The sequence below is a fragment of the Flavobacterium bomense genome (assembly GCF_003970355.1).
Genome location: NZ_RYDJ01000243.1, coordinates 1 through 1,091 on the forward strand (window position 1 = coordinate 1; position 1,091 = coordinate 1,091).

Here is a 1,091-nt window from a genome sequence, read left to right on the forward strand (position 1 = left end):
AGAACTATTGGCTTCTTTGCTTCGTCTCATTACCAAACGAAATGAATATTCTTTCCATAAAATGATGACTCCAAGAACAATTAGCGTCCAAGATTCAGGCAATTTGTGTGGAACTCCAATATTGGTAATACTTTCGTGAGCAATAATGGTTGCGGAAGTAATCAGGAAACCAACCACTAAAAAAGTAATTAATGGTTCGGCTCGACCGTGGCCGTAAGGATGATTTGCATCAGCAGGTTTGTTCGAATATTTGATTCCAAATAAAACTAAAAAAGAAGAAAAAATGTCTGTTGTAGATTCGATTGCATCTGCAGTCAAAGCATACGAATGCCCAAAAAAACCAGCCAATCCTTTAATCAAAGCCAATAAAGTATTGCTTACAATACTAAAGTAAGTGGCTTTTACCGCAGTTTGTTCGTTTGTCATTTTAGTTAAAATAATAAACCTCAAAGGTTTGAAAAAAACCTTTGAGGTTTAGCGTTTTTATATTGAATAAAATTAAGCTCTAACTATCTTGGCGCCAATAGCTCTCAATCGTTCGTCGATGCGTTCGTAACCTCTATCAATTTGTTCAATATTTTGAATAGTACTTGTTCCATTGGCCGAAAGTGCAGCAATCAACAACGAAATTCCTGCTCTAATATCAGGTGAAGACATTGTGGTAGCTTTCAGTCTTGATTTGAAATCGTGACCAATTACAACAGCTCTGTGCGGATCACACAAAATGATTTTGGCTCCCATATCAATCAATTTATCAACGAAAAACAAACGACTTTCGAACATTTTTTGATGAATCAAAACATCACCTTTACATTGTGTTGCAACAACAAGAACAATACTCAACAAATCGGGTGTAAATCCTGGCCAAGGTGCATCTGAAATGGTAAGAATAGAACCATCAATATCGGTTTTTACTTGATATCCGTCTGTATGAGCTGGAATGTAGATGTCATCCCCTCTTTTTTCTAAGGTGATTCCCAGTTTTCTAAAAACATTTGGAATCAATCCCAAGTTTTCCCAACTTACATCTTTAATGGTGATTTCGCTTCTGGTCATTGCTGCCAATCCTATCCAACTTCCAATTTCAATCA

1 protein-coding gene and 1 pseudogene are annotated in these 1,091 nt (G+C 36.3%); both read right to left on the reverse strand.

Going from position 1 to position 1,091, the window contains the following annotated elements:
- Positions 1–426, reverse strand: a 426-nt coding sequence (locus EKL98_RS17040; RefSeq protein WP_126563245.1) for a cation diffusion facilitator family transporter, incomplete at its 3' end; no start/stop codon positions are given.
- Between the two features lie 72 nt (positions 427–498).
- Positions 499–1,091, reverse strand: a pseudogene (locus EKL98_RS17045) (UDP-N-acetylglucosamine 1-carboxyvinyltransferase); the annotation flags it as partial.